The organism is Nonomuraea sp. NPDC003727 (genome assembly GCF_053586935.1).
Map to the genome: position 1 here is coordinate 49,641 of NZ_JBSFNE010000006.1, position 23,472 is coordinate 73,112.

At 71.7% G+C, this 23,472-nt stretch carries 26 protein-coding genes; 17 read left to right on the forward strand and 9 right to left on the reverse strand.

Going from position 1 to position 23,472, the window contains the following annotated elements:
• Window positions 1–14: 14 nt before the first annotated feature.
• From ACWDLG_RS16690 to ACWDLG_RS16710, 5 genes are all read left to right on the forward strand, one after another.
• Window positions 15–932: a proline dehydrogenase family protein gene (locus tag ACWDLG_RS16690; RefSeq protein ID WP_354910757.1), complete on the forward strand. Its 918-nt coding sequence runs from the start codon at window positions 15–17 to the stop codon at window positions 930–932.
• Window positions 933–934: 2 nt separating this feature from the next.
• Window positions 935–2,560, forward strand: coding sequence for an L-glutamate gamma-semialdehyde dehydrogenase (gene pruA / locus ACWDLG_RS16695; RefSeq protein WP_449920680.1), 1,626 nt, complete (start codon window positions 935–937; stop codon window positions 2,558–2,560).
• Window positions 2,561–2,737: 177 nt separating this feature from the next.
• Window positions 2,738–3,064, forward strand: coding sequence for a nuclear transport factor 2 family protein (locus ACWDLG_RS16700; RefSeq protein ID WP_449920682.1), 327 nt, complete (start codon window positions 2,738–2,740; stop codon window positions 3,062–3,064).
• 332 nt (window positions 3,065–3,396) lie between these two features.
• Window positions 3,397–4,623, forward strand: coding sequence for an MFS transporter (locus ACWDLG_RS16705; RefSeq protein WP_449920685.1), 1,227 nt, complete (start codon window positions 3,397–3,399; stop codon window positions 4,621–4,623).
• A 280-nt stretch (window positions 4,624–4,903) separates the two neighbouring features.
• A complete protein-coding gene (locus tag ACWDLG_RS16710) occupies window positions 4,904–5,908 on the forward strand; it encodes a tetratricopeptide repeat protein (protein ID WP_449920687.1) in 1,005 nt (334 codons plus the stop codon).
• 149 nt (window positions 5,909–6,057) lie between these two features.
• On the opposite strand, the gene ACWDLG_RS16715 is transcribed toward ACWDLG_RS16710, so the two are convergent.
• Both ACWDLG_RS16715 and ACWDLG_RS16720 read right to left on the reverse strand, forming a co-directional pair.
• The gene (locus ACWDLG_RS16715; protein WP_449920689.1) at window positions 6,058–6,465 is read right to left on the reverse strand and encodes a hypothetical protein; all 408 of its coding nucleotides are present in this window, start codon (window positions 6,463–6,465) and stop codon (window positions 6,058–6,060) included.
• Between the two features lie 17 nt (window positions 6,466–6,482).
• A complete protein-coding gene (locus ACWDLG_RS16720) occupies window positions 6,483–6,986 on the reverse strand; it encodes a DUF2231 domain-containing protein (protein ID WP_449920691.1) in 504 nt (167 codons plus the stop codon).
• Between the two features lie 100 nt (window positions 6,987–7,086).
• On the opposite strand from ACWDLG_RS16720, the gene ACWDLG_RS16725 reads away from it, so the two are divergent.
• Window positions 7,087–7,785 (forward strand): helix-turn-helix transcriptional regulator, encoded by a 699-nt coding sequence (locus ACWDLG_RS16725; protein WP_449920694.1) that lies wholly within the window; start codon window positions 7,087–7,089, stop codon window positions 7,783–7,785.
• Between the two features lie 255 nt (window positions 7,786–8,040).
• Here the strand turns inward: ACWDLG_RS16725 and ACWDLG_RS16730 are convergent, their stop codons facing one another.
• Complete coding sequence (locus ACWDLG_RS16730) at window positions 8,041–8,550, reverse strand: DinB family protein (protein WP_449920696.1); 510 nt, start codon at window positions 8,548–8,550, stop codon at window positions 8,041–8,043.
• Window positions 8,551–8,691: 141 nt separating this feature from the next.
• Here ACWDLG_RS16730 and ACWDLG_RS16735 point away from each other — a divergent pair, with 141 nt between their 5' ends.
• The 3 genes from ACWDLG_RS16735 to ACWDLG_RS16745 all read left to right on the forward strand — a co-directional run bounded on the left by ACWDLG_RS16735 (window position 8,692) and on the right by ACWDLG_RS16745 (window position 10,873).
• Window positions 8,692–9,378 (forward strand): hypothetical protein, encoded by a 687-nt coding sequence (locus tag ACWDLG_RS16735; RefSeq protein ID WP_449920699.1) that lies wholly within the window; start codon window positions 8,692–8,694, stop codon window positions 9,376–9,378.
• Between the two features lie 158 nt (window positions 9,379–9,536).
• Window positions 9,537–9,830 (forward strand): hypothetical protein, encoded by a 294-nt coding sequence (locus tag ACWDLG_RS16740; protein WP_449920702.1) that lies wholly within the window; start codon window positions 9,537–9,539, stop codon window positions 9,828–9,830.
• A 137-nt stretch (window positions 9,831–9,967) separates the two neighbouring features.
• Entirely contained in the window at window positions 9,968–10,873 is a 906-nt protein-coding gene (locus ACWDLG_RS16745; protein ID WP_449920704.1) for an aminoglycoside phosphotransferase family protein, read from the forward strand.
• 12 nt (window positions 10,874–10,885) lie between these two features.
• On the opposite strand, the gene ACWDLG_RS16750 is transcribed toward ACWDLG_RS16745, so the two are convergent.
• Window positions 10,886–11,854 carry a helix-turn-helix transcriptional regulator gene (locus tag ACWDLG_RS16750; RefSeq protein ID WP_449920706.1) on the reverse strand — a complete coding sequence of 323 codons (969 nt, stop codon included), beginning with the start codon at window positions 11,852–11,854 and terminating at the stop codon, window positions 10,886–10,888.
• Between the two features lie 44 nt (window positions 11,855–11,898).
• Between ACWDLG_RS16750 and ACWDLG_RS16755 the strand changes: the two genes are divergently transcribed.
• Window positions 11,899–12,372, forward strand: coding sequence for a hypothetical protein (locus tag ACWDLG_RS16755; RefSeq protein ID WP_449920709.1), 474 nt, complete (start codon window positions 11,899–11,901; stop codon window positions 12,370–12,372).
• Between the two features lie 187 nt (window positions 12,373–12,559).
• Window positions 12,560–13,261 (forward strand): TetR/AcrR family transcriptional regulator, encoded by a 702-nt coding sequence (locus tag ACWDLG_RS16760; protein ID WP_449920710.1) that lies wholly within the window; start codon window positions 12,560–12,562, stop codon window positions 13,259–13,261.
• Here the strand turns inward: ACWDLG_RS16760 and ACWDLG_RS16765 are convergent.
• On the reverse strand, window positions 13,246–13,815 hold the full coding sequence (locus tag ACWDLG_RS16765) for a winged helix-turn-helix domain-containing protein (protein ID WP_449920712.1): 570 nt from the start codon (window positions 13,813–13,815) through the stop codon (window positions 13,246–13,248). The two genes, ACWDLG_RS16760 and ACWDLG_RS16765, sit on opposite strands and share 16 nt — an antisense overlap.
• Before the next feature lie 63 nt (window positions 13,816–13,878).
• Here ACWDLG_RS16765 and ACWDLG_RS16770 point away from each other — a divergent pair, with 63 nt between their 5' ends.
• The 3 genes from ACWDLG_RS16770 (at window position 13,879) to ACWDLG_RS16780 (ending at window position 16,755) form a co-directional block, all read left to right on the forward strand.
• Window positions 13,879–15,078 carry an MFS transporter gene (locus ACWDLG_RS16770; RefSeq protein ID WP_449920715.1) on the forward strand — a complete coding sequence of 400 codons (1,200 nt, stop codon included), beginning with the start codon at window positions 13,879–13,881 and terminating at the stop codon, window positions 15,076–15,078.
• 5 nt (window positions 15,079–15,083) lie between these two features.
• Window positions 15,084–15,845: a hypothetical protein gene (locus ACWDLG_RS16775; protein ID WP_449920717.1), complete on the forward strand. Its 762-nt coding sequence runs from the start codon at window positions 15,084–15,086 to the stop codon at window positions 15,843–15,845.
• A 97-nt stretch (window positions 15,846–15,942) separates the two neighbouring features.
• Window positions 15,943–16,755, forward strand: coding sequence for a serine/threonine-protein kinase (locus ACWDLG_RS16780; RefSeq protein WP_449920720.1), 813 nt, complete (start codon window positions 15,943–15,945; stop codon window positions 16,753–16,755).
• A gap of 24 nt (window positions 16,756–16,779) precedes the next feature.
• On the opposite strand, the gene ACWDLG_RS16785 is transcribed toward ACWDLG_RS16780, so the two are convergent.
• Together ACWDLG_RS16785 and ACWDLG_RS16790 are read right to left on the reverse strand one after the other, a co-directional pair.
• Window positions 16,780–17,877 (reverse strand): DUF5685 family protein, encoded by a 1,098-nt coding sequence (locus ACWDLG_RS16785; protein ID WP_449920722.1) that lies wholly within the window; start codon window positions 17,875–17,877, stop codon window positions 16,780–16,782.
• A gap of 44 nt (window positions 17,878–17,921) precedes the next feature.
• Window positions 17,922–18,668, reverse strand: a complete 747-nt coding sequence (locus ACWDLG_RS16790; protein ID WP_449920724.1) for a lysophospholipid acyltransferase family protein — start codon at window positions 18,666–18,668, stop codon at window positions 17,922–17,924.
• A gap of 195 nt (window positions 18,669–18,863) precedes the next feature.
• Between ACWDLG_RS16790 and dhaK the strand changes: the two genes are divergently transcribed.
• The 3 genes from dhaK to dhaM all read left to right on the forward strand — a co-directional run bounded on the left by dhaK (window position 18,864) and on the right by dhaM (window position 20,990).
• Window positions 18,864–19,856 carry a dihydroxyacetone kinase subunit DhaK gene (dhaK, locus tag ACWDLG_RS16795; RefSeq protein WP_449920726.1) on the forward strand — a complete coding sequence of 331 codons (993 nt, stop codon included), beginning with the start codon at window positions 18,864–18,866 and terminating at the stop codon, window positions 19,854–19,856.
• Window positions 19,856–20,470 carry a dihydroxyacetone kinase subunit DhaL gene (gene dhaL, locus ACWDLG_RS16800; RefSeq protein ID WP_354910697.1) on the forward strand — a complete coding sequence of 205 codons (615 nt, stop codon included), beginning with the start codon at window positions 19,856–19,858 and terminating at the stop codon, window positions 20,468–20,470. The genes dhaK and dhaL overlap by 1 nt, the downstream gene beginning before the upstream one ends.
• A 145-nt stretch (window positions 20,471–20,615) precedes the next feature.
• Window positions 20,616–20,990 carry a dihydroxyacetone kinase phosphoryl donor subunit DhaM gene (gene dhaM / locus ACWDLG_RS16805; protein ID WP_354911008.1) on the forward strand — a complete coding sequence of 125 codons (375 nt, stop codon included), beginning with the start codon at window positions 20,616–20,618 and terminating at the stop codon, window positions 20,988–20,990.
• A gap of 67 nt (window positions 20,991–21,057) precedes the next feature.
• Here the strand turns inward: dhaM and ACWDLG_RS16810 are convergent, their stop codons facing one another.
• Both ACWDLG_RS16810 and ACWDLG_RS16815 read right to left on the reverse strand, forming a co-directional pair.
• Window positions 21,058–22,707: a thiamine pyrophosphate-binding protein gene (locus ACWDLG_RS16810; RefSeq protein ID WP_449920729.1), complete on the reverse strand. Its 1,650-nt coding sequence runs from the start codon at window positions 22,705–22,707 to the stop codon at window positions 21,058–21,060.
• Entirely contained in the window at window positions 22,704–23,465 is a 762-nt protein-coding gene (locus ACWDLG_RS16815; protein ID WP_449920732.1) for a cyclase family protein, read from the reverse strand. Before ACWDLG_RS16815 ends, ACWDLG_RS16810 begins: the two co-directional genes overlap by 4 nt.
• Window positions 23,466–23,472 lie beyond the last annotated feature (7 nt).

Genomic DNA, 23,472 nt, shown 5'->3' on the forward strand with positions numbered 1-23,472 from the left:
TTTAGCCTGGAAACATGCTGGGTCACGTACTTCTCGCCGGGTCGCGCAGCGCGCTCGTGCGCCGCACCGTGTCAGGGCTGCCGCCGACCAGGAAGGTCGTCGACCGGTTCGTCGCCGGCGAGAGCGTCGCCGAGGCGAGCTCCGCCGTGCAGCGCCTGGTGGACGGCGGGCTGACCGTCACCATCGACCACCTGGGCGAGGAGACCCGCGACGCGGGCGCCGCCGCCGCGACCGCGAAGGCCTACCTCACGCTGCTGGAGGCGCTGCGCCCGCTGGGCCTCGGCACGCGCGCCGAGGTGTCGGTGAAGCTGTCGGCCGTCGGCCAGGAGCTGAGCGACTCCATGGCGCTCGACCACGCCCGCGAGATCTGCGCGGCCGCCGCCGCCAACGGCTCCACGGTCACCCTCGACATGGAGGACCACACCACGGTCGACTCCACGCTGGGCATCCTGCGCGCGCTGCGCGAGGACTTCCCCTCCACCGGCGTCGCCGTCCAGGCCTACCTGTTCCGCAGCGAGGCCGACTGCCGCGACCTGGCCGTCGAGGGCAGCAGGGTGCGCCTGGTCAAGGGCGCCTACCGCGAGCCCGCCTCGGTCGCCCACCAGAGCAAGGCCGAGGTCGACAAGGCCTACGTGCGATGCCTGCGGATCCTCATGGCGGGGAAGGGTTACCCCATGGTGGCCACGCACGACGACCGGCTCATCGCCATCACCGAACTGCTCGCCGACAGGTTCTCCCGCGCCGTCGGCGACTACGAGTACCAGATGCTCTACGGCATCAGGACCGACAAGCAGGAGTCCCTCGCGGGCGCCGGCCACACGGTCCGCGTCTACGTCCCCTACGGCGACGACTGGTACGGCTACTTCATGCGCCGCCTGGCCGAGCGTCCCGCCAACGTCGCCTTCTTCCTTCGTGCCCTTGGGGGTAAGTGATCATGGATGCGATCAGCAACGTCCCGACGCCGGCCAACGAGCCGGTGTACGGCTACGCGCCCGGCAGCGCCGAGCGCACCACGCTGGAGAACCGCATCAAGGAACTGGCCGGGTCCTCGATCGACCTGACCATGACCATCGGCGGTGCGCAGCGGATGGGTGGCGGCGCGGCCCTCGACGTCGTGCAGCCGCACAACAAGACCGCCGTCCTGGGCCGTACCAACGACGCTACGGCTCAGGACGTGCAGGACGCCGTCGACGCGGCGCTGGCCGCGGCTCCCGCCTGGCGGGCGCTGTCGTTCGACGAGCGGGCCGCCATCTTCCTCAAGGCCGCCGACCTGCTCGCCGGGCCGTGGCGCGCCACGCTGAACGCGGCCACGATGCTCGGCCAGTCCAAGTCGGTGCAGCAGGCCGAGATCGACGCGGCCTGCGAGCTGATCGACTTCCTGCGCTTCAACGTCGCCTACGCCCGCCAGCTCTACACCGAGCAGCCGACCTCCTCGGCCGGGGTGTGGAACCGCATGGAGTACCGCCCGCTGGAGGGCTTCATCCTGGCGATCACGCCGTTCAACTTCACGGCCATCGCCGGCAACCTGCCGACCTCGGCCGCGCTCATGGGCAACGTCGTGGTGTGGAAGCCGTCGCCCACCCAGCAGTTCGCCGCGCACCACACGATGCGGCTGCTCGAGGCGGCCGGCCTGCCGCCGGGCGTCATCAACATGGTCACCGGCAACGGCCAGGCGGTCTCCGAGGTCGCCCTGGCCCACCCCGAGCTGGCCGGCATCCACTTCACCGGCTCCACCGCGACCTTCCAGCACCTGTGGGGCACCGTCGGCGCGAACATCGCCCGCTACCGCGGCTACCCGCGCCTGGTGGGCGAGACGGGCGGCAAGGACTTCGTGCTCGCGCACCCGTCGGCCGACCCGGGCGTGCTGTCGACCGCCCTCATCAGGGGCGCCTTCGAGTACCAGGGCCAGAAGTGCTCGGCGGCCTCGCGCGCCTACGTCCCGCGCTCCATCTGGTCGCGGATCAAGGACGACCTGGTGGCCACCGCCGAGTCGCTGACCGTGGGTGACGTGGCGGCCGACCTGTCCACGTTCATGGGCGCGGTCATCGACGACAGGGCCTTCGCCAAGCACAAGGCGGCGCTGGACCGGGCCAGGGCGACCGGCTCCATCGACGTGCTCACCGGCTCCTACGACGACAGCGTGGGCTACTTCGTCAAGCCCTCGATCCTGGTGTCGGACGACCCGACGGACGAGATCTTCGTCAAGGAGTACTTCGGGCCGATCCTCGGCGTGCACGTCTACGACGACTCGTCCTTCGACACGGTGCTCGACCAGATGGAGGCCGCCTCGCCGTACGCGCTGACGGGGTCGCTCATCGCGCAGGACCGCTACGCGATCGCGTCGGCGTCGGAGCGGCTGCGGTTCGCCGCGGGCAACTACTACATCAACGACAAGCCGACGGGCGCGGTCGTCGGGCAGCAGCCGTTCGGCGGGGCGCGGGCCTCGGGCACGAACGACAAGGCGGGCTCGATCTTCAACCTGATCCGGTGGGTGAACGCCCGCACGATCAAGGAGACGTTCGTGCCGCCGACCGACCACCGCTACCCCCACATGGGCTGATATTTCCGCACACGCGGTGAGTTAGGGGATTCCTGCTCCCCTGACCAGCGCGCACCCACGCGCACCGCGTACCGGCGCCCCGGGTCCCCGCACGGGCCCGGGGCGCCGCCGTTTTCCAGGCCACGATTCCCCGCGGGGAATTGCCCGGCGGCAGGCCACCTCGGCAGGATCGCTTCCATGAGCGAAGTGATCGATCGGTTCAACGCTGCCTTCCAGACGCACAACGCGTCCGAGCTGGCCGACGTGGTGGCCGAGGACTGCGTCCTGGAGAACGTCGACGGCGCCACCTATTCCGGTCCAGGCGAGGCGCTGGGATTCTGGTCGGCGCTGGCCGCCGACCACGGCACCACCTGGACCGTCGAGGACGTCACCGGCGAAGGCGAGCGGGCGACCATCCGCTGGCGCGCCAGGTCGGCCGACGGAACAGTGACCAGAGGCGTCAACCTCATGTGGCTCCGGGACGGCCGGATCGCCGAAGCCACCGGCTACGTCAAGATCTCCTAGGCAGGGTTACGGCATGCGCGCACACCGCCTGGACTCCGGCGGTGGCGGCAAGGGGGATCGGGCCGGGCGTGGTCCCCGTACGCGGCCCGCGGCAGCACGGGCTCGCTGCCCGGATCTTCGCCCGGCCCGAGCAACAGGCGCGGCTTCACGCGCCAGGACCCGGTTGCCCTCGATCACGCGTGGCAACCGCCGTCCAGACGCCACCTGCGCCATCAGACCGGCCTGTCGCAGCGTGAGCTGGGCAGACTGTCGTCTACGACCACTCGCCACACCGTGCGTCGACGCGAAAACGCGTTGCCGTTGATGCTCTCGAAACGTATGGTTTTGCGCTCGTGATCACAGTGGTGGAGCGAGTCCTGCCTGCCCGGCTGGGGACCGGATTCCGATGGTTGCTGGCCTCGAGCTGGCTGACAAATCTCGGCGATGGGGTCGCGGCCGCGGCGGGCCCCCTGCTGATCGCGACGTTGACGCGCGACCCGCTGATGATTTCGCTGTCGGCCCTGGTGGGCTGGGCGCCGCCGCTGCTGTTCAGCCTGTACGCGGGCGTGCTGTCGGATCGGTACAACCGGCGCAGGATCGTGCTCGTCGCGAACGCGGTGCGGGCCGTGGTGCTGGCGGCGCTCGTCACGCTCATGGTGACTGGCACCGTGACCGTGGCGACGGCGCTGGTGGCGCTCACGCTCCGGTCCATCGCCGAGGTGTTCGCCGACAACGCGACGGCCACGCTGACTCCCATGATGGTCAGCAAGGACGATCTCGTCATCGCCAACGCCCGCCTGGGCACGGGGTTCATCACGCTCAATCAGCTCGCCGGGCCGCCGATCGGCGCGGCACTGTTCGGCCTGGGCTCGACCTGGCCGTTCGCGGGCCAGCTGCTCCTGGCGGTGGCGGGGATCGTCCTGGTCTCCCGGATCAGGTTGCCGCCACACGGCCGGCAGGCCGACGATCTCGTGCCTGACACCGCGCGGGAACTGATCGCCGGATTCAGCTGGACGATCCGCCACGCGGCGGTCCGCACGCTGGCGCTCACAATCCTGATCTTCAACTTCACGTTCGGCGCGGCCTGGTCGGTTCTCGTCCTCTACACCCAGGAGCAGCTCGGACTCGGCGCCCTGGGCTTCGGTCTGATGACCACCATCGGCGGGATCGGCGGCTTGATCGGCACCGGCCTCTACGGGGCCATCACCCGCAGGGTGAGCCTCGGCGCCCTGATGCGCATCGGGCTCATCATCGAAACGTTCACTCACCTGGGCTTGGCCCTGACCCATTCGCCGTGGGTCGCCGGGGGCATCTTCCTGGCCTTCGGCGCGCACGCGTTCATATGGGGCACGACCTCGGTCACCGTCCGCCAGCGCGCGGTCCCACCTGAACTGCAGGGCCGAGTGGGCAGCGTCAACACCGTCTGCGTCTACGCCGGGCTCGTGGTCGGCTCGTTGATCGGCGGTGTCCTGGCCACCCGCCTCGGTGTCGCGGCGCCCTTCTGGTTCGCCTTCGCCGGTTCCGCGGTGTTCGTGGTGCTGCTGTGGCGGCAGCTCATGCTCATCGCCCACGACGACTGAGATGTCCGGTGGATGTGAACGTTCGATCTGGTCGACGACACCGGCGATGCCTTCTTCCCTGGGAAAAGATCCTCACGGCGGGAGGCTCGACGTCCTCCCATTCCTACCCAGCCGGTAAAACCCGATAAGTGTACTGAAAGCGTCCTGCAAGGGCCTTTTACTATCATCCGGCAAGATAAAGGGATATATCACCACAAAAGGCCGAAAAGGGCACGAGGTAAGCGCACAGCATCGCCTCATCGCCGAACGCCACCTACGACTGCATCTCGAAGGCACTTCCATGGACACCATTCACCGCATCGCCAGCATCGCCGCGGCGGCCCGCCGCCGGCTCCAGCGAGCGGTCAACAGTGGCCACACCGACCTTGCGCCTTCAGCGATGTTCGATCTCGGCGTCTTGAAATCTGAGCGGGGCCGGGTGGCGGCGGCTCGCACCTGGTACCGCCGGGCGATCGACACCGGCCACGCCGACATCGCGCCGAGGGCGATGCTCAACCTGGGCGAGCTGGAACATGACCAGGGACGGGTGGACGAGGCCCGCGTCTGGTACCGCCGAGCGATCGACACCGGCCACGCCGACCATGCGCCGAGAGCGATGTTCGACCTGGGCGAGTTGGAGGAGAACGAAGACAGGCGAACGGAAGAGGCCCGCACCTGGTACCGCCGGGCGATCGACACCGGCCACGCCGACTATGCGCCCGCGGCGATGCTCAACCTGGGCACCCTGGAAGATGAGCAGGGACGGGTGGAGGAAGCCCGCACCTGGTACCACCGGGCGATCGACACCGGCCACGCCGACATCGCGCCTGTGGCGATGCTCAACCTGGGCGAGTTCGAGGAGAACGAAGACGGGCGGGTGGAGGAGGCCCGCACCTGGTACCGCCGGGCGGCCGACACCGGCGACGCCCACATCGCGCCGAGGGCGATGCTCAACCTGGGCACCCTGGAAGATGAGCAGGGACGGGTGGAGGAGGCCCGCACCTGGTACCACCGGGCGACTGATACCGGCGACGCCGGCATCGCGCCGAGGGCCATGCTCAACCTGGGCACCCTGGAAGATGAGCAGGGGCGAGTGGAGGAAGCCCGCACCTGGTACCACCGGGCGGCCGACACCGGCCACGCCGACTATGCGCCGTGGGCGATGTTCGACCTGGGCAAGTTGGAGTATGAGCAGGGGCGGGTGAAGGAGGCCCGCACCTGGTACCGCCGGGCGATCGACAGTGGGAACGAAGCAGTCCGAGCCTCTGTGCAAGAGCACCGACGCCGCGAGAAGCATCGTCGTTGAGCGCGCCGGCAGGACACGTTCGGTGGTTGGCACGGCGGCCACCGCGGATCCGGCCCGGCCTTCGAGAAGTCAGGTGCAGAAACCGGCGGCAGGGATGATCGTGGAGGAGCATCGGCCCACCCGCCGCGGGCCTGACACAAGACCGCCTGTCAGCCCCCGGTCACCGCGGTGACCAGGACCAGGACGAGGGTGACGACGGCGAGCAGGCCGTGCCCGGCCACGACGGGGACCGGGATGGCCCGCTCGGGCGGCGCCGCCGTGGCGGCGGCGCGGGACACCGGGATCCAGCGGGCGAGCATGACGAAGCCCAGCAGCGCGACCGGGAGCAGCACGATCAGCGCGATCCATGCCAGGGCCCCGCTGTCGAGAGCCAGGTAGAGGATCCAGAAGATCAGCCCGGTCGCGGCGAGCAGCATGTGACCGAAGATCACCGGCGTCGGGAAGCGGCTGGATGCCGCCTCCTTGCGGCGGAGCCCGCCGTGGGAGATCCACACGCCGAGCATGAAGAAGCCGCCCAGTGCGGTGAGCAACCAGGTGACGAGTGCGGCGACGGCCATGATCTGCCTCCCTGAGGTCAGGAACGGAAGCCTTCTGCTTGGGTGGTCTCGTCGGCGACCCGGACGCCGTAGCGGTAGGCCAGCATCCCGCCCAGGTAGCCCGACACCGACAGGACGGCCAGGCAGATCACCGACAGCGCGATCTGCCCGACGGGGACCGGCCCCGCGTGGTCGCCGGACCGCCAGGCCCAGGCCACGCCGTACGCGGCGGTGACGGCGAGGTTCAGCACCAGATGGACACGGGCCGTGCGGAAGGCGGCGGTCCTGGGGGGAATGGCGAGGAAGTCCAGGAAGCCGAACATGGCCGCCGCCAGGGCGCCGATCACCCCGATCGCGATCAGCCACAGCGATCCGCGAACGAGGAAGCCGGCGTCGCCGACGACGTGCGAGGCCAGGTCGAAGACGAGGCTGGTCACCCAGGCGCCGATCGGCACGGTGACCAGGATCGGGTGCAGCGGATGCCCGTACGGACCGGCCATCATCGTGACGGGACGCTTGGCCTGATGCAGCTGATCGGACATTGGCACCACCTCCAATTTCACCAACAAGTCTTAGTCTTATTCCCGCGACGGTCAAGCACTTCGCGGTTTCGACCATCAGGGCGGGTGTTATTGTGTTCGGGTGACGCGGGACGCGGTGCAGGCCGTAGCGGCGCTCGGCGACGAGCTGAGGCGCCGCATGTACGAGTTCATCCGGCAATCACCGGTCCCGGTCACCCGGGACGAGGCCGCGCAGAACGCCGGCATCTCCCGCAAGCTCGCCGCCTTCCACCTGGACAAGCTGGTCGACGTGGGGTTGCTGTCCGCGGAGTACGGCAAGCCCGACGCGGTGCGCCGGGTGGGGCGGGCGCCCAAGGTCTACCGGCCCACCGACCTCGAGGTGCGGATCAGCATCCCGCAGCGCGAGCACGGCCTGCTCGCCGAGATCCTGATGGACGCGGTCCGGACGCAACGGCCGGAAGAGAGCGGGCCGCAGGCCGCCGTGCGCGTGGCGAGCCACCGCGGCCACGCCCTCGGCCACGCCGAACGCGAACGGCTCAAGCCGGGCCGTCTCGGCGCCGAACGCGCCCTCACCTACGTCGGGCACATGCTGGAAGGCCACGGCTTCGAACCCGTCCGCGTGACGCCGACCCGGATCCAGCTGAACAACTGCCCCTTCCACCCGCTGGCGGCCAAGGACCCCGACCTGGTCTGCGGCATCAACCACGCCTTCCTGGCCGCCTACTGCGACGGGCTCGGCGCCACCACGATCACGGCCGCCCTGGTCCCCCGGCCGGGCGCGTGCTGCGTCGAGCTCGGCACCACCGCCGCGTCACCTTGACTGCATGCACGACCGTGCTCGGCCTTGAACCGAGTCGAGGCGGACGACGGCGCATTACCATCGCGGAGGTATCTGGGCGGACCTCCTGCCCACCGGCAAGAGCTGGATGGTCGGAAAGGGCTTCGGCCCCTCCTCGACTCACACGATCCGCTCCTCGCCTTCACGCCGGTCGTCGCCGCCGCCTCCCTGCCCGGGCCGTCCTGATGATGATGGCCGCTGTCGGCGCAACCGAGGCCGGACTGAGGTGCTCCCCGGCTACCCGCGATGTGTGGTGCCGCCGAGGACTTGCTCACGGAGGATGTCCGCGTGGCCGCAGTGCTGGGCCAGTTCACGCAGCATGTGGAGGTAGACCCAACGCAGCGGCAGCGGGCCCCGGCGGTTGCCGCGGAGGAGGTCGTCCAGCGTCAGCTCCGCCGTGGCCCGACGCGACGCCGCGCAGGCCTGCTGGTAGGCCTGCTGGACGGAGGCGATCGTGTCGCCGTCGTCGATGTCGAACGACTCGTCAGGCGAGTCGGGAATGCCGATCTCGGTGCGGGACCGGCACGTGATCGCCTCGTCGAACCAGACCTTCTCGACGAACGTGGCGTGCTTGACCAGGCCCAGCAACGTGGTCTTGGACGTGACCAGCGACCGGCGCGCCTGCTCCTCGGTCAACCCGGTCAAGCTGTCGTTCAGCGCGGACCGGTGCTCGTCGAGGAACGCCTCGAACTGATCGCGCAGTGCCGCGTGGAAGACGGCGGGCTCCAACGACGGGGGGATGACCATGACCGCCACGATAGCCTGCCGAGAACGACGTCAGGTCCTGTGCCGGCGCGGCCGCGCCTCGCTGGAATCGACCGCCGCCGAGGATCGTGGATCTGTGGATCAGGGTTGATCGTGTGGTTGGCGAACCGGCACTCTACCTACGTGACGGCATCTCCCGACCAACCGGAACCCGGCACCGAGCCTCCCAAGACGCCCCCCAAGGCGCCCGCCGCGACGTCTTCACCGGACGCGCCTGATTCCGAGAACGGGAAGCGACAGGTGGACACGAGCGGCGGCTGCACCATCGCGATCGCCGTCCTTGGCGCCTGGTGCGCGGCGGCCTTCGTGATGGCGGTGTTGCTCTACGGGCTCGACGGGGAGTGGTCGATCTTCCTTCTGTACTTCTTCTCCGTCTTGCTGGGCGTCCCGCTCGTCATCTTCGCCGTCGTAACCGCGGTGCAGCGGATGGTACGCGCCCGCAGGCGTCGCGAAGAGCTGATCCTTCGCCGGAAGGACGTTCTCACGAACCGCATCGAGGTGCTCACCACGGTGGTCACGGAAGCCAAGGCGGTCTCCAACGAGCTGGAACTCTACCTCCAGGAACGGCTCGCCGCCCTTGACGCTCTCAGCGCCCAGGTGGAGGAGAAGGAACGCCTGGCCGCTCTCACTCCCGAACAGGTGAAGGCGCTGGAGAAAGCGCTGCAGCGGCAGTTCGTGGGCCAGAATCGATCCGGACTCGCACAGCAAGCGGTTTTCCTGGTTCTGGCATTCGTCCTCGGCTTCGTCGTGAACTGGCTTTCCGATCCGGCCCTTGACTGGCTGGAAGGCCTCTGGACGAGCCTGCCCTGAGAGAAGCGCCGGGCCGGCCACCCGGTGATGCGGGCCGCGCTCGTCAAGGATGTCTGACGCAATCTTGACGAGGCGCTGGGAGCGCGAGAGCACGGGACCGGGGATTTCCTCTCTATAACCCTTTCGGGGTGAATATCCGCGGTCGGCGAGGTGGCGGCATGGGGTGTCTGTTCGCGGTGTTCGCGGGACTCTTCCCGCGGCTGGGGCTCTTCATCGTCTGGGTGGCGCGTCCCCTGCTGGTCGACGCGGCGTTCCACACCTGGATCTGGCCGCTGCTCGGGCTCATCTTCCTGCCGTTCGCTACCTTGATGTACGTCATCCTGTACACGCCCGGCATCGGGCTGCGAGGCTGGGAGTGGTTCTGGATCGTGCTGGCGGCCCTGCTGGACGTGTCCCACTGGGTGGGCACCATCACCCAGCGCCGCCAGCTCCTCGCCTACCGCAAGCCGTGATCCCCCCGCCGGACAGGGCGGCGGTGCCGTGCGGGCCCTCGGTGGTGGGCCCTCGGCCGCAACCTACCCGCTGACCGACGGGTGTCGCCCGGGAAAAGCTGTTGACGCGTGGCGTCGCCGGGCGGTCTTCTGCTCGGATGGCCACGATGCACGCCGACGAACTCCACACCGACGCCGACCTGGTCCGGCGGCTGGTCCGGGGGCAGTTCCCGCAGTGGGCGCACCTGCCGGTCGAGCGGCTGGCCTCCGGCGGGACCGTCAACGCGGTCTACCGCCTGGGCACCGGGTTCACCGTCCGCCTGCCCCTGACGCCGGGCGGCGTCAGGTCCCTGGAGCGGGAAGCGCGGTGGCTGCCCGAGCTCGCGCCGGTCCTGCCCGTTCCGATTCCCGCCGTGGCGGGGACGGGCCGGCCCGCCGAGGGTTTCCCGCTGCCGTGGGCGGTGCACCGGTGGATCGACGGCGAGAATCCGGTCGAGGGCCGGGTCGGCGAGGCCGAGGCCGAGGTCCTGGCCCGTGACCTCGCCGAGTTCGTCCAGGCGCTGCACAAGGCCGACCTGGACGGCGGGCCGACCGCCTACCGAGGTGTCCCGCTGGCGACCGCCGACGCGGGCACACGCGCCGCGATCGAGGAACTGCGCCGCATCGACGAGCCGTTCGACGCCGACGCGGCCATCGCGGTGTGGAACGAGGCGCTGGCCGCGCCGGTGTGGACCGGCGCGCCCCGCTGGGTGCACTCCGACCTCATGCCCAGCAACCTGCTGGTCGCCCGGGGCAGGCTCGCCGCGGTGCTCGACTTCGCCGCCGTCGGGGTCGGCGACCCCGCCTGCGACCTGATTCCCGCGTGGAACCTGCTGCCGTCCCCGGCGAGGAGCGTGTTCAGGGACGCCCTGGACGTCGACGACGCCACCTGGGCGCGCGGTCGCGGCTGGGCGCTGTCCATGGCCGTCATCCAGCTCCCGTACTACCGCGCGACGAACCCGGTCATCTCCGCCAACGCCCGCCACGTCATCCGGGAGACGCTCGCCGCCGCCGGGACGCCGTAGCGGGACCCGCCGTCAGGTCGCGTACAGGGCGGCCATGGCGCGGGCCGTCGCGACCAGCTTGTCCCTGAGGGCCGGGGGCTCCAGCACCTCCGCCTCCGCGCCGAGCTTGAGGAACTCGGTCTGCGCGTGGGTCAGCGACTCGATCGGGACGGTCGCGGTGACCCAGCCGTCCGCGCCCGTCACGCCGCTGGAGATCGCCTCGATCACGGCCGAGCTCATCACCTCGCCGGCCCGCTCGACGCCGGCGGGCGACAGCCGTACGACGGCGTGGCCCTGGACGAGGCGGGCCCGGAAGTCCTTGAGGTGCGCGCGCCAGTGGGCGGCCAGGTCGAACCCCTCGGGCCGGTCGAAGGCGCGCTCGGTCACCCGCAGGTCGAGGATCTGGTTGACGCGGTAGGTGCGCAGGCTGTCGCCGCTGCGCGCGACGAGGTACCACTTGCCGGCCTTCAGAACCAGCCCGTACGGCTCCAGCGTCCGTTCCACCTCGTACGGCTCCCGCCAGCGCCGGTAGCGGACGTCGATGACGAGCTTGTTCCACACGGCGCCGGCCAGGGCGGGCAGGTGCGGCACCTGGTCGCCGTCGTGGTACCAGCCGGGCGCGTCGAGGTGGAAGTGGTCGCGCACGCACCGCGACCCCTCGCGCAGGTCGGGAGGGAGCGCCGCCTCGATCTTGAGCTCGGCCGCCGCGGCCAGGGCGCCGAGCCCGAGCTGGGCGGCCGGCCCTGGCAGCCCGGCCAGGAAGAGCGCCTGGGCCTCCTTCTCGGTCAGGCCGGTCAGCCTGGTGCGGTAGCCGTCGACGAGCCGGTAGCCGCCCTCGTGGCCGGCCTCGCCGTACAGGGGGACGCCGGAGGCGTGCAGCGCCTCGACGTCGCGGTAGACGGTGCGGACGCTGACGCCGAGTTCGTCGGCCAGCTGCTGCGCGGTCATCCTGCCGCGCGTCTGGAGCAGGAGGAGGACCGAAAGCAGGCGGGAGGCGCGCATCCACTGACAATAGATGTCAGTGGGTGATCCTTATCGTCCGGGTCATGGCTTTCCTGGAGAAGAACCTGCGTTCCCTGCCGCCCGTCACGTTGGGCGGCAGGCCGTACAAGCGGTATCACGTCGACCGTGAGGGGCACGAGATCGAGCCCGAGGTGGAGAAGGCGGCCTACGCGTACGTTCCGCGGCTGGTCCCCCCGTCCGCCGACGACTCGCCCGCGGGCTGGATCGTGCTGCACCGGGGCGGCGACAGCGGCGCCTACGTGCTGGTCTACACGTGGGTGTGGGACAACGTGCTCGAGATCCACACCGCGTGCGCGGGGCAGCCGGCCGTCGGCTGCCCCGACGAGGATCCGACGAACTTCATGACGCTGGAGCGGCCGTGGATCGGCTGCGTGTGGGAGCTGCCGCCGCTGGAGCACGAGCGCAGCGCCTTCGTCCGCCACATGCTGGCGCCCGAGGTCCCCGACCTGGACGGTTACCTGGCCGACGCCCTGCCGGCGGGTCCGGTGGGGCTCTGACCCGCTCGCGAGGTCCGGCCGCGGCCCGAGCGCGGCCCAAGTCCGGCACGAACGCGGCCGGAGCGCGGCCGGAGCGCGGCCCGAGTACGGCACGAGCGCGGCACGAGCACCGGCCGGAGCGCGGCCCGAGTCCGGCCTGAGTCCGGCCGGAGTGAAGGGCTCCGCGAGCCGTCGTAGGCTGTGCGTCATGACCGACAGCAGACCTCGCGGCAGGCGGCAGGCGGAGGCCGAGCGTAACGACCGGGCGCTGCTCCAGGCGGCGAGGGAGGTGCTGGCCGCCGACGGCGCGCACGCCTCCGTGGCCGCGATCGCCGCCCGCGCGGGTGTCGGGATCGGCAGCCTCTACCGGCGCTACCGCACCAAGGAGGAGCTCTTCCAGCGGCTGCTGGTGCTCTCCCTCGACCAGTGGATCGCGGCCGCGGAGCAGGGGCTGGCGGCCGACGACCCGTGGGAGGGGCTGGCCGGCTTCATCACCGCCTGCGTGGAGTTCGGCCAGGGCACGCTGAGCCCGGTCGCCGGCACGGTCGAGGGCACGCAGGAGATGCGGGTCAAGAACGACAGGGGTGACGAGCTGCTCGACGCGCTCGTCACCAGGGCCGGTGAGGCGGGCGTGCTGCGGCCCGGCGTGACCGCCGTCGACGTCTCCTTGCTGATCGAGCAGCTGGGCAGCTCTCCCCTGCTCGACCAGCTGCGCAAGCAGGGGCGCGGCGACATGCTCGCCGAGGCCGCCGCCGCCCGCGCCCGCCTGGTCGCCATCGCCGTGGACGGCCTGCGCGCCGTGCACGGCGAGCCGCTGCCCGGGCCGGCCCCGACCGGGAGGCTGTTCACCGAACGATGGCGCCGCCCGCCCACATCCGCCGAGGCGGGAACCGGTCAGCCGTCCGCCTGATCGCCGGACAGGCCCAGCGGGAAGGCGTCGAAGTGGACGATGACGCGCTCGCCGTCGTCACCGTCGTCGTCGTAGGAGTCGAGCAGCTCCTGCACCCGCCTGCCCAGCTCGGCCAGGTGCTCCCGGCTCAGTCGCAGGTGGCGCCGGGTGTGCGTGGCCGACTCGATCCACTCGCGGGACGCGGTCCTCGACTCCTCGACCCAGCGGGCCAGCTCGGCGTGCCGCTGGCGTACCAGACCGGCCATGAGTACCTCGGCGGCCTCGGCCGTGTCGGGGTCCTTGCGGAACCTGTCGGTGTCGCTGGTGAAGCCGGCCGCGCGCCACCACCGCTCCTTGCCCCTGGCCTTCTCCGGCACCTCGACGACGAGCCCGTGCCGGGCCAGCTGCCGCAGGTGGTAGCTGGTCACGCCGGTGTTCTCCTCGATACGGCCGGCCAGCATGGTGGCGGTCGCCGCGCCGTACTCCTCGAGCAGTTCGTACAGCCGCATCCGGATCGGATGCGTGAACGCCTTCAGCGCCTGGGCGTCCATCTCTCTGACGGTCTTGCCTTCCACAGTGTGCAGCCTTATCTTTGCAAAGAAACCTGTGCACAACTTCCTACGCATAAAGGATAGACCGTGGGACGCTCCTTCAGATACCTGCTCGCCGCCACGACCTCGGCCAACCTCGCCGACGGCGTGCTCCTGACCGGCGCCCCGCTGCTCGCCATCACCCTGACCCGCGACCCGGCGCTGGTCTCGCTGGCCGGTGTGGCCACCACGTTGCCGTGGCTGCTGCTGGCGTTGCACGCCGGCGCCCTCGCCGACCGCGGCGACCGCCGCCGGATCATGGTGGTCACCGCGTGGGCGCGGGCCGTGGCCCTGGCCGGTACGGCCGTCGCCGTGGCCATGGACGCTCTCAGCCTGCCGCTCTTGCTCGCCATCCTTCTGGTCTCAGGGGCCTGCGAGGTCTTCAACGACACCGCGGCGCAGAGCGTGCTGCCGATGGTCGTCGGCAAGGACGATCTCGGCAGGGCCAACGGCCACATCGTCGCGGCGCGGACGATCGGCAACAGCTTCGTCGGCGCGCCGGTGGCCGGGTTCCTGGCCGCCCTCGCGCCGGCCGCCCTGTTCGGCGCGCCCGCGCTGCTGTACACCGCCGCGGGGCTGCTCCTGCTCGGCATGCGGGGGCGCCACCGCTCCGCCACCGTCTCCACGGCGCCCCTGCGCCAGGACATCGCCACCGGCCTGCGCTACCTGGTGCGCGACCGCACGGTCCGCGACCTGGCCGTCGCGGCCGGCGTGATGAACATGTGCAGCTCGGCCTACCTGTCGGTGTTCGTCCTGTGGGCGGTCGGCGAGGAGTCGGTGATCGGCATGACCGCCGGCCAGTACGGCGCGGTCCTGACGGTCCTGGCCGTCGGCGCCATCGCGGGCTCGCTGCTCGCCCATCGGACCGCCCGCCGGTTCGGCGAGGGCAGGACGCTGGTCATCCTCTGGACCGTCAACGGACTCTCCCTGCTGCTGCCGGTGCTCGTGCCCACCGTCCCGTCGGTCTACGTCACCGGCGTCCTGCTCGGCGCCACCAGCGCGGCGGGCAACGTGCTGGTCGTCTCCTTCCGCCAGCGGATCATCCCCGAGGAGCTGCTGGGCCGCGTCAACTCCGCCTACCGGCTCATCGGGATGGGCGGCAACCCGCTGGGCGCGGCGCTCGGCGGCGTCGTCGGCGGCGTGGCGGGCCTGCCCGTCGTCTTCGTCGGGGCGGTCGTCCTCTGCCTCATGGTCATGCCTCTCGCCGCCCGGGCTCTTGCCCGCACACCCGAGCCTGTGGCTGTGTGAGTGGTATGGCCGAGCGCACGCGCGTACTCAAGTCAGGCGAGTCGATGAACCCCGGCGACCGGATCCTCTCGCGCAGGACCGCACAGGGCTGGCGGGAGTTCAAGCTGGAGTATCAGACCGACGGCAACCTCGTCCTCTACGACCAGGGCACCCTGCCGAGCGACAGGTACGGCAGGCCGCTGTGGGCCACCGACCACTGGGTGCCCGGCGGGAGGCTCACCATGGACCGCGGGCGGTCTCTCGGCCTCAGGAACGCCGCGGGCGCCGTCTGGCCCGAGCCCGCCTTCCGCCACCCCGAGGGCTCCTTCCTGGTCCTGCACGACGACGGCAACCTCGTCATCTACCCCCCCGACGGCAGGCCCGTCTGGTCGCCGTGCACGGGCACCGAGATCAGGCAGGCCTCCTACAACCGGATCAGAAGCTTCGAGTCCATCGAGCACGGCTTCCCCATCCGCTCCCCCGGCGGCAGGCACTCGCTGGAGATCACCGACAAGGGCGTGCTGACCCTCTTCTCCGACGGCGTGGCCCGCCGCCACGCCAGGATGACCTCACCCCAGCGCGGCAGCGTGTGCGTGCTCCAGCCGGAGGGCGCGCTGGTCGTCTACCGCGCGGCCCGCGACCGCAGGCGCCACCTGGTCTCCTTCCGCTCCGGTACGGCAGGCGCGCCCGGCGGCGAACTGGTCCTGCGCGACGACGGCAACGCGGTCCTGACCGACCCGTCAGGAAAAGTGATCTGGGACTCGGACTCGACGTTCTTACCGCTCTGACCTGCATGCCTACGAACGCGCATATATCTAGATCAGTCGAGGCGGCATATCCTTCGCGATCATTTGACATCATTACCCCTAGCGACGAGGGGATGACATGCGGGAGATCGGCGGCGGGCGATACCGGCTTGGCGAGCAGGCGGGCCGGGGTGGGATGGGCGTGGTGTGGCGCGCGTTCGACCAGCTTCTCCACCGTGAGGTGGCGCTGAAGGAGCTGACACTGGTCGGCGAGGCCGAGGCGGTGCGCAGGCGCGTGCTGCGCGAGGCCAGGCTGGCGGCGCGGCTGACCCATCCGAGCATCGTCACCGTCCACGACCTCGTCGAGGAGCAGGGCAGGCTCTGGATCGTCATGGAGTACCTGGAGGGCCTGTCGCTGCACGACCTGCTCTCCCAGGTCGGCACGCTGCCCGACACCTCCGTCGCCGGCCTCGGCCGCCACCTGCTGGGGGCGCTGCGCCACGCGCACACGTCAGGCGTCCTGCACCGCGACGTCAAGCCGGCCAACGTCATGCTGACCGGCGACCGGGTCGTCCTGACCGACTTCGGCATCGCCACCGCCGAGGCCGACCTGACCTCCACCCGCTCGGGCGGCCTGCGCGGCACCCCCGCCTTCATGGCGCCCGAGCGGCTGTCCGGCGGCATGGCCACCAAGGAGGGCGACATGTGGTCGTTCGGGGCCACGCTCTACAGCGCGGTCGAGGGGCGGCCGCCGTACCCGGGCAAGGACGCCGCCAGCGTTCTCGCGCTCTACCGCCAGGGCGGTTTCCCTCGCCCGCGCCGGGCGGGGATGCTGCGACCGCTCATCGAGGGTCTGCTCCACCACGACCCCGCGCGCCGTCCCTCGCCGGAGCGGGTGGCGGGCATGCTGGCCAGTGTCCGCGCGCCGGGAAGCTACCAGGAAGCGATCTGACGAGGCGGCCCCCGAGGGGGCCGCTCAGCAGTCGCAGCCGCAGGAGCAGCCGTCGCCGCAGCACCCGTCGCCGCAGCACGAGCAGCAGTCGCCGCAGTTGCCGCAGGCCTCGCAACCGCTGCAGTCGAGCCGGGAGCAGCAGCCGCGCTCGTGCTCCTCGTCCCACTCCGGCCGGTACAGGCCGCAGGTGCAGCAGCTCAGCGTCGTGCACGCCAGCGACAGCAGCCCTCCGGGGTCCACCGGGCGCCGCTTGACGCGTTCGGGGCTGTCCGGATCGGTCGCCGCGAACGCGCGGGTGACCGCATGGCCGGCTTCTTTGACCAGCAGCGCCCGGACCAGGCCGTGCCGCTCCAGGTCGAGGTCCTCCACCGCCAGCCGCAGGCCCAGCAGGGCGTCGTCGCAGTGGCGCCGGGCGCCGGCCAGGTCCGTGCCGGTGGCCGCCAGCGGGTTGTAGGCGCCCTGGGCCCGGTCGCGGGGCAGGTCCTCCACCGCGTCGAGCAGGTGGGCCAGCCGGCCGAAGAAGCGGCCCGCCTCCCGCAGCGTCTGCCGGTTGTGGGGCTTGCCGGCCAGCACCGCCGTGTGCTCGAAGGCGGCGGCGACCGCGGCCTCGGTGGGCGCGGTCAGCTCCAGCAGCGACAGGCCCGGCGTGCGTTCGAGCCGGGTCTGCTCGCGCACCGCCAGCGTGAGCGGTCCCGGGTCGAAGCCGAGCGCGCCCGCCGTGTCGGACCCTGCCCGCGACCAGCGGGCGGCCACGCGCTCGGCGGCCGCGGCCACCAGGCGGCGGCGGTAGAGGGCGTCGCCGTCGGCGACGTGGTCACGCAGCTTTCCGGCCGCCAGGACCAGCGAGACCGACGCCGCCAGCCGTACACCCTGGGCCTCGACCACGTCGGCGCCCTTGAACCCGCGCAACGCGCACGGCGCCGCCCGCCTGCGCGGCGCCGCCGCGACGGTCTGCGCCTCGGTCAGGACCGAGACCAGCAACCCGTCGTAGTTCGTCACCAGCCTGGAGGCATGGCCGTGCTCGTCGCGCAGCGCGAGGCACAACCCGCACAGATGCGCCATCCACTGCTTGAACAACCCACCGCATAACGCATGGCGGCACGGGCGGACGATCCCAAACATTCGACCCCTTCGGTACGGCTGGCAGCCAGCCTCCCAGAAGATCGCTACTCGTCGTCCTTGCGGCGTTCGGCCTCGGCGGCGTCCATGGCCGCGGCCTCCTCGGGCGTGGGCGCGGTGCCGCCGAGGTGGGCGGGCTGCCACCACACGCCCGGCGGGATCTCCGGGTAGGTCCGCTGCGCCCGGTCGACCAGCTCCGACATCCTGGTGTGCAGCTGCGTGGTCAGCTCGGCCATGTCGTCGCCGCGCTTGGGGTGCATCGGCTCGCCCACCAGGATGGTGAGCGGCACGTGGCGCTGGGTGAGCCGCTTGGGCCGGCCCTTGGTCCACAGCCGCTGGCTGCCCCACAGCGCCACCGGGATCATCGGCACCTTGGTGGCCTGGGCCATGCGGATGGCGCCGTTCTTGATGTCCTTGACGGTGAAGGAACGGCTGATGGTCGCCTCGGCGAACACGCCCACGATCTCGCCCGCCTTGAGCATGCGCAGCGCGGTGGCGTAGGAGCCCGCGCCCGCGCCGCGGTCGACGGGGATGTGGTGCATGCCGCGCATGAGCGGGCCGGAGACGCGGTGCTTGAAGACGTCGTCCTTCGCCATGAAGCGCACCAGCCGTCTGGCCGGCAGCGCGGCGAAGCCGGCGAAGATGAAGTCGAGATAGCTGATGTGGTTGCTGACCAGCACCGCCCCGCCCGTGCGCGGGATGTGCTCGGTCCCCTCCATGTGGAAGCGGTAGTCCATGATCCGGAAGAGGGTCCGCGCGGTGGCGATAACCGGCGGGTACACGATCTCAGCCATGTGCAGAAGGTAACGCACTCGCCGAGCGCTCAGCACCGGCGCGTGATCACTGGAGGCCCCGCCCTCCTGGACAGTGGTCAGAACTCCGGGTCAAGATTGAGGTAAAGAGGCGCTTCGGCCCGCATCCAGGCGTAAACCGGAGAAGAGGTCGGCGTGATCGCACGTCCCTTGGAACGAGCGGGCAGGAGGATGCGCGTGAAGAAGCTCATCAACAACCCGGAGTCCGTGGTCGCCGACGCGTTGGCGGGGCTCGCGGCGGCCCACCCCACGCTGCGGGTCGACGTCGGCGGGCGGGTGGTCTGGCGGGCCGACGCCCCACGGCCGGGAAAGGTGGCGCTGGTCTCGGGCGGGGGCTCGGGACACGAGCCGCTGCACGCGGGGTTCGTCGGCCACGGCATGCTCGACGCCGCCTGCCCCGGCGACGTCTTCACCTCGCCGGTGCCCGACCAGGTCGTCGAGGCGACCAGGCGCGTCGACGGCGGAGCGGGGGTGCTCCACGTCATCAAGAACTACACCGGCGACGTCATGAACTTCGAGATGGCCGCCGAGCTGTGCGCCGAGGAGGGCATGACGGTGTCCAGCGTCGTGGTCGACGACGACGTCGCCGTCCAGGACTCCCTCTACACCGCCGGGCGCAGGGGCACGGGCGCCACGCTGTTCGTGGAGAAGATCGCCGGCGCGCTGGCCGAGAGCGGCGCGCCGCTGGCGCAGACCACGCGGATCGCCGGGCAGGTCGCGGCCCGCAGCAGGTCGTTCGGCATCGCGCTGACCTCCTGCACCGTGCCCGCCGCCGGCAAGCCCACCTTCGACCTGCCCGAGACGGAGGTCGAGCTGGGCATCGGCATCCACGGCGAGCCGGGCCGCTCCCGCGCGCCCCTCGCCCCCGCGCGGGAGCTCGCCACCGTCGCCATGGACGCGATCCACGGCGACCTGCCCCTCGCCGGTGACCTGCTGGTCATGGTGAACGGCATGGGCGGCACCCCGCTGATCGAGCTCTACGTCGCCTTCGCCGAGGTGGCGGCCTACGTCAAGGCGAAGGGGGCGCGCGTGTCCCGCTCGCTGGTCGGCAACTACGTCACGAGCCTCGACATGCAGGGCTTCTCGGTGACGGTGTGCCGGCTCGACGCCGACCTCACGCGCCTGTGGGACGCGCCCGTGCAGACGCCCGCGCTGCGGTGGGGCCGCTGATGGACCTCGCCTTCTTCACCGCCTGGATCCAGGAGACCATCCGGGTCGTGTCGGTCAACCGCGACCGGCTGACCCGCCTCGACGCCGCCATCGGCGACGCCGACCACGGCACCAACCTCGACCGCGGTTTCACCTCCGTCCGCGAGGCGCTGGCCGAGAGCCCGCAGGACAACCCCGGGCAGCTCCTCACCCTCGTGGGCACCACCCTGGTCCGCCGGGTCGGCGGCGCCTCCGGCCCCCTGTACGGCACGCTGTTCCGCCAGCTGGGCAAGTCGCTGGGCGACGCGCGGGAGGTCTCCCTCGGCGACCTGGCCACCGCCTTCGCGACGGCGATCGACGCGGTGCGGCGGCTCGGGAAGGCGGCGGAGGGCGACAAGACCATGGTCGACGCGCTGGCACCCGCCTCGCGCGCGCTGGCCGACGCGGCGCGGGAGGGCCTGCGGCCCGACGACGCGCTCGAGCGGGCGGCGGTGGCGGCGGCCGAGGGGGCCAAGGCGACGATCCCCCTGCAGGCGCGCAAGGGCAGGGCGAGCTATCTGGGCCCGCGCAGCGTCGGCCACGAGGACCCCGGCGCCGCCTCGGCCGCCCTCCTCGTCTCCGCGCTGCGCCCGTGACCTCCCCCGCGGGGGGCGGCCCGGGACACCCGTGGCGGGAGGACGAAGGTGACGGCTCGGCAGGGCCGGCCCGGGACACCGGTGGTGGCGGGAGGACGAAGGTGACGGCCCGGCGGGGCCGGCCCGGGAGGCGAGCGTGAGCGGCATGGTGGGGATCGTCCTGGTGTCGCACAGCGCCGCGCTGGCGGCCGAGGCGGCCGCGCTGGCGCGGCAGATCGCCGGGCCCGAGGCGATGGTGGCGGGCGCGGGCGGCACCGAGGACGGCGAGCTCGGCACCAGCCTCGACCGCATCGAGCGGGCCGTGGCCGAGGTGGACGGCGGCGCGGGCGTGCTGCTCGTTCCCGACCTCGGCAGCTCGGTGCTGACCGCGAAGCTCCTCGAGGAGCCGGGGCGGGTGGTGCTGGCCGACGTGCCGTTCGTGGAGGGCGCGATCGCCGCGGCCGTGACCGCCGCCGCGGGCGCGCCGCTCGCCCAGGTGCTGGCCGCCGCGGAGGAGGCCCGCACCTACCGCAAGCTCTGACCGCCGCCCGGCCCGGCCACTCCAGCCCGACGCCCGCCGTCCGGCACCCCGCCGGCCCGAGGGGCGGTCAGTGGCCTCGGAACGCCTCCTCCAGCCACCACGACCCATGACTCGCGCTGACCTTCGCATGGACCAGGAGCGGCCGATCCCTCGGCCCCTCCAGCCACGAGACGACCGCGTCCAGGTCGCCCCGCTCCGTGACGGTCACCGCCGCGCAGCCGTACCCGCGGGCGATCCCGGCCAGGTCGACGGCGGGGAAGGTGACCGTGTCGAGCGGGTGCCCCGACGGCCCGAAGTGGTGCACCTCGGCCCCGTAGGCCTCGTCGTCGTAGACCACGATCACCATCGGCAGCCCGAGCCGTACCACGGTCTCCAGTTCGGCGATGCCCATGAGCGCGCCGCCGTCGCCCAGCGCGGCCACGGCGAGCCTGTCCGGCAGGGCCACCGCCGCGCCGATCGCGGTGGCCAGGCCGAGACCGATCGACTGGAAGGCCTGGGTGAAGCAGAACCCCCGCTCGTCGGGGACGTCGAGGAACATCGCCGGATATCCCATGAAGTTGCCCGAGTCGGTGGCGACGACGCGGTCGGCGGGCAGCAGGTCGTCCAGCGCGATCGTGAGCGTCCTGGGGTCGATCCTGCCGTCCCCGCTCTCGTCCTGGTACGGCACGCCGCGCCACCGCACCTCCCCCGCGATCCGCGCGGCCAGCTCAGGCGTGCGGCAGGAGGCCCTCGACGGCGTGCCGCCGAGCGCCGCCGTCACCGCCGTGGCCACCCTGGCGACGTCGCCCACGACGCCCAGCTCGACGGGCCGGTGGGCGCCGATGGCGTCCGGGTCGAGGTCGACCTGGACGACCTTGGCGCGCGGGCCGATGAGCCTGCCGTGCCTGGTCGTCCACATGTTGAGGGCGCACCCCCAGCCCACCAGCACGTCCGCGCCCGCGATCAGCTCGGCTGCCAGGGGGGAGGCGAAGCCGCCGCTGACGTCGAGGTCCCACGGGCTGCCCCGGAACAGCCCCTTGGCGACGGCGGAGGTCGCCAGCAGCGCGCCCGCCCGGTCGGCGAGGGCCTCCAGCTCGCGGCGGGCGTGCCTGGCGCCGCGGCCGGCGACGAACACCGGCCGTTCGGCGCCGGACAGCAGGCCGGCCAGCCGGGCCACGTCCTCCTCGGACGGGGCGGTGGGCGGCTCGGCGGCGGTGCGGGCGCTCAGGACGGCCGCCTTCCACGCCTCGTCCCGGTCCCCGGCCTCGCTCTGCACGTCCAGGGGGAGGTTGAGCAGGACGGTACGGCCGGCCCGCGCCGTGAGGAACGCCTCGACGGTGTCCTCGACGGCGGTCCCGGCCGAGCGGACCCGCAGGGCCGTGGCGCCCACGGCGCGGGCCATCGCGTCCTGGTCGACGTGGAAGTTGGAGCGGACCTGGGTCGCCTCGCCGGCCAGCACGATGAGCGGGGTACGGCTCTTGGCCGCCTCGGCGATGCCGGTCATCGCGTTGGTCAGCCCCGGGCCCTGGTGCACCGAGACGGCGGCGACCCGGCCGCTCATCCGCGCGTAGGCGTCGGCCATGGTCGCGGCGCCGCCCTCGTGGCGGGCGGCCACGAAGCGGGCACCGCCGGCCACGAGGGCGTTGGTGACGTGGAAGTTGCCGCTGCCGACCACGCCGAAGACCGTCTCCACGCCGAGCTCGGCGAGGATCCGGCCCACCAGCGCCGCGACGGTCACCGTTCGACCAGCGCGAGCACGCGGACGGGACTGCCCGAGCCGCCGACGATCGGCAGCGGGGGCGCGATCACGACGCTGCCCGTGGGCGGGAGCTTGTCGAGGTTGCGCAGCTGGGTCAGGCCGTACTTGCCCGCGCCGAGCAGGAAGGAGTGGCACGGGAAGGCGGGGTCGAAGGAGTGGGCGGCGCCGGCGTCCGTGCCGACGGTCTCGACGCCGACGCCGATGATCGGCGCCTGCCTGGCCAGCCAGCGCGCGCACTCCACCGAGATGCCGGGCGAGTGGCCCTCGTTGAGGAAGTCGGCGGGGCTGTCGGACCTGGCGTCCCAGCCGGTGCGGTAGAGGAGCCAGCCCCCCGCGGGCAGCGGCCCGTTGACCCGCTCCCACTCCTCGACGTGCTCCACCTCGAGCAGGAAGTCGGGGTCCTTGGACGCCTCGGCGGCGAAGTCGAGGACGACGGCGGGCGCGAGCAGGCGCTGCACGGGCACCTGGGAGACGTCCTGGCCGTCGCGGTTGGTCACCCAGTGGACGGGGGCGTCGAAGTGCGTGCCGGTGTGCTCGCCGGTGTGGATGTCGTTCCAGTACCAGGCGGGGCCGCGGTCGTCGTAGCGGCTGATCTCCTCCAGCCGGAAGGGGATCGTGTTCCCGAAGGGTTCGGGGAGCTGAAGGATCGGCGTCTGGTCGGAGAGGGGCGCGGTCAGGTCGATGACCTCGATGCCGCCGGTGCGCACGCTTTCCAGGAAGTTTCGCAGGATCGACATGCTCGCA